3 protein-coding genes and 1 pseudogene are annotated in these 3775 nt (G+C 71.7%); 1 reads left to right on the top strand and 3 read right to left on the bottom strand.

Annotated features, from left to right (window positions below; genetic code table 11):
• Window positions 1-32: 32 nt before the first annotated feature.
• Entirely contained in the window at window positions 33-1112 is a 1080-nt protein-coding gene (locus G6020_RS03685; RefSeq protein ID WP_182609693.1) for a polyprenyl synthetase family protein, read from the bottom strand.
• A gap of 95 nt (window positions 1113-1207) precedes the next feature.
• On the opposite strand from G6020_RS03685, the gene metF reads away from it, so the two are divergent.
• Complete coding sequence (gene metF, locus G6020_RS03680; protein WP_182609692.1) at window positions 1208-2185, top strand: methylenetetrahydrofolate reductase [NAD(P)H]; 978 nt, start codon at window positions 1208-1210, stop codon at window positions 2183-2185.
• A gap of 45 nt (window positions 2186-2230) precedes the next feature.
• Here metF and G6020_RS03675 read toward each other — a convergent pair whose 3' ends face one another.
• Complete coding sequence (locus tag G6020_RS03675) at window positions 2231-2959, bottom strand: DUF3153 domain-containing protein (protein WP_182609691.1); 729 nt, start codon at window positions 2957-2959, stop codon at window positions 2231-2233.
• Window positions 2956-3775: pseudogene (locus G6020_RS03670) on the bottom strand (NAD(P)/FAD-dependent oxidoreductase); the annotation flags it as partial. The gene G6020_RS03675 and the pseudogene G6020_RS03670, both read right to left, overlap by 4 nt.

The raw sequence follows: 3775 nt of genomic DNA, 5'->3' as shown, positions 1-3775 counted from the left end.
GACGGCCCCCGGGGCCGGGCCCGGTGCCATCGTCACGCCCGACGACGGGTGGCGGCCTCGGCCAGGTCGCGCAGGGTGACCCGGCCGTGCTCGCTCACCGCGTCCGAACCGATCGCGTCCAGGGCCCGCACGGTCAGGGTGTCGATCTCCGCCTCGACGGAGGCGACCGCCCCCGAGTCCACGAGGATCCGGCGAGCCCGCTCGAGGTCGTCGGTGTCGAGGTCGGTGCCCAGGACCGAGAGCAGGAAATCCGAGTCCCCGGTCGGTGCCAGGGCGGTCGCCCTGGCCAACAGGAGGGTGCGCTTGCCCTCACGGAGGTCGTCCCCGGACGGCTTGCCCGTGACCTCGGGGTCACCGAACACACCGAGCATGTCATCGCGGAGTTGGAAGGCCTGCCCCACGGCCACACCGAACTCGCGGAGCGCCGCGACGGTGTCGGCGCCGGCCCCGGCGAGCTCGGCACCGATGTGGAGCGGCCGCTCGACGGTGTACGCCGCGGTCTTGAACCGGTTGATCCGGGCCGGCGTCAGCTCGTCCGTCGCACCGGAGGATTCCGCGAGGATGTCGAGCATCTGACCCGAGAGCACCTCGGTCTTCATCGCGTACCAGGGCGCGAGCGCCCGGCCGAGTGCGGCCGGATCCGCGCCCGAGGTCACGAACATCTCGTCCGCCCAGGTCAGGGCCAGGTCTCCGACGAGGATCGCCTGCGAGACCCCGTACCGGGCGGGGTCCCCGGACCATCCCAGTCCCCGGTGGGCCGCCTCGATCGAGCGATGGACGGTGGGTCGGCCGCGACGGGTGTCGGAGGCGTCCACGATGTCGTCGTGGATGAGGGCGCACGCCTGGATCAGCTCGAGTGCCGCGCAGGCGGTGACGATCTCGTCCGGGACGACGGCGTCCGCCGGGTTCACCGCCGACCATCCCGCCAGGCCGAACCGGGGCCGCATCCGTTTGCCACCACTGAGGACGAAGTCCGCGAGCAGGCCCGCCAGGGTGTCGACCCGATCGTCGACCCCTGACACGACCCGGCGCCGTCCGTCGAGATGGCGGCGGAGGGCGCCGAGGATCCGCTCTCCGTCGTCTGGACGAGTCGCCGTGACCACGGTCACCATCCCTTCCGGGCGCCGCCGCCCGGCAGCCCTCGATACCGTGATCCTAGTCGCCGGGCGGAGGTCGGCACCGACGCGTGTCGGGCTACCCTGGTCCGGTGACCCAGCTACCCGACATCGACCCAGCGGGCGGCGACCGACACCCGAGCATCGTGGACCGGATCGCCTCGTCGAGCACCCCCAGGGTGCCCTTCTCCGTCGAGTTCTACCCACCCCGGGACGAGGCCGCGGAGGCACGTCTCTGGCGGGCCGCCTCCGTCTTCTCCGAACTGGGTGCGGCGTTCGTGTCCGTCACCTACGGGGCCGGCGGGTCCACCCGTGACCGGACGGTCAGGGTCGTCGAGAGGGTCGTCAGCGAGACCGACCTGGTGCCCATCGCCCACCTGACGGCCGTGGGGCACACGATCGCCGAACTGCGCGAGATGATCCAGATGTACGCCGACGTCGGTGTCACCAACATCCTCGCCCTCCGGGGGGACCCCCCCGGGGACCCGTTGGGTGACTGGACCCCGCACCCCGAGGGTCTGCACTACGCGGAGGAGCTCGTGCGACTGATCCACGAGGTCGGGGACTTCCACGTGGGTGTCGCGTCCTTCCCGGAGGGGCACTACCGGGCGCGGGACCTGGACCACGACACCGAGATCCTGCTCAACAAACTGCGCGCCGGCGCCGAGTACTCGATCACGCAGATGTTCTGGGACGTGGAACACTACCTGCGTCTCCGGGACCGTCTCGCGGTCGCGGACCCGGAGCAGGCGGCCAAGCCGATCATCCCCGGGCTCATGCCCGTGACGAGCCTCCGTCAGGTCCGCCGGATGGTGGAGCTGTCGGGGTGCGCCCTCCCGGACGGCCTGTCCGACCGGTTGCGCGCGGCGGCGGGTGACGGGCCAGAGGAGGACCGTGCCGCGGTCCGCGAGGTGGGGATCGAGTTCGCCACCGAACTCTGTGAGCGTCTGATCGGCGAGGGCGTGCCCTGCCTGCACTTCAACACCCTCAACTTCTCCCGTGCCACGCATGAGGTGTTGGCCAACCTGTCGATGGTCCCGTCCCCGGGGGTCGGGGCGACCAGGTCCTGACGCGGTGCTCCCGCGGTCCGTGCGCCCTACCGGCTCCCCGTGAGGTCAGCGTACGAGTCGGTCCGACCGGGCCCGCGAGGTCCGGGCGGCCAGGATCGTCCCGATCGACACCAGTAGAGAGGCGCCTATCCCGACGATCATCCACACCGCGAAACCGCGGGTCGCCGGATCCGGGTAGGACGAGGACGCCTGCATCCGGGTGATGGACCCCGGCGCCGGTGTCCAGCTCACGGAGTTTCCCCCACCCAGCGTGCCGTTCGTCTCCCCGATGCGGTTGGGGAACGTGAGGTCCACCCGGGTGGACGCGGAATCCGCCCGGTCCGCCGGTATTCCGGAGAGGTCCACCGAGCCGGTGAAGGACACCGTGTCGCCGCTCCGGCGGAAACCCAGGGTGTACGGCCTCGCCCCCTCGACCTCGATGGCCAGGGACAGCGCGTCGACCTCTGCGAAGGTCAACTGGGTGAAGTAGATCTCCCTGCCGGTGAAGCCGTCCGCGGAGTAGGCGGTGATCCGCACCTTCTGCTCGAGGCCGGACGGAGTGGACAGCCGGTCCAGGGCGGCCGCCTGTGCCGGCTGGTCGCCGGCGACCAGGATGCGACCCGAGACGGTGTCGTCCTTCCGCACACTCATCTGGGCGTTCAGCTGGAGACACCCGGTGAGGACGAACAGCATCGTCACCAGGGCGGTGACGCCCGTGATCCGGCGACGCGCGGGGGAGTGTGCGGCCGTCACGGGGCTGGTCGCGGTGGTGCTCGGTTCGATCACGGTCGTCATTGTGCCCGCGTGCGGCGCCGACGCCGCGTCGACGTGCCGAGTCGGCGACCGACGAGCCGCGCCACCGTCCTCCCGCTGGTGCCGATGACACCCCCGCCGGGATGGGTGGAGGCGCCCGCGAGGAACACGCCGTCGGCGCCGGGGACGGTGTGCCCGGCCAGATCCGGGTGGGGCCGCATGGGGAGCATCTGATCGAGCGACATCTCCACGTGCATCACGTTGCCGCCGATCAGGCCGAGTTCGGTCTCCAGGTCCTCCGGTGTCTGGACGTGACGGTGGACGATCGAGTCGGTGAGCCCGGGGGCGAACCGCTCCGCGGCCGCGATGATCCGGTCCGCCTCACCCGGACCCGCCTGTGACCAGGAGCGCCCGTCCGCCAGGTGCCGCGGGTGCCACTGCGACCACAGTGTCAGTTCGTGCCGACCCGCCGGCGCCAGCGAGGGGTCGAGCGAACTGAAGCTCATGGCGAGGACGGCGGGATCGGCGTCGAGACCGCCGGCCGCGGCGACCCCGTACCGGTGGTCGAGTCGACGGCGGTCCGTCACCAGCAGCTGCAGACCGTGCGCACTGGTGGTCGTGGGCACACCCGGGTACCGGGGCAGATCCGTCGTACCCAGCCGGACGACCATCCCCAGCCCGAACCCCGGACGGATCCTGCGGCGCCAGGCCTCGAGGCCCGCCGCGGGGAGTTCGTGGGCCAGGAGGTCCAGCGTGGTGTGGACGTGACAGGCCGCGACGACGGCCGAGCAGTGCAACGACGGGCCCCCCGCGGTATCCACCCGCCAACCGGCCCCCGAGCGGCGGATCGCCGTCGCT

This window comes from Dietzia sp. B19, assembly GCF_014145155.1.
GTDB classification, from domain to species: domain Bacteria; phylum Actinomycetota; class Actinomycetes; order Mycobacteriales; family Mycobacteriaceae; genus Dietzia; species Dietzia natronolimnaea.
The sequence above is the reverse complement of the archived record's forward strand: the minus strand, read 5'-3'. Positions and strand labels throughout refer to the sequence as shown.

Excerpts from the sequence above, each read along its gene's own strand:
- G6020_RS03685 (WP_182609693.1), bottom strand. The coding sequence starts at position 1,112 with ATGGTGACCGTGGTCACGGCGACTCGTCCAGACGACGGAGAGCGGATC.
- G6020_RS03675 (WP_182609691.1), bottom strand. The coding sequence starts at position 2,959 with ATGACGACCGTGATCGAACCGAGCACCACCGCGACCAGCCCCGTGACG.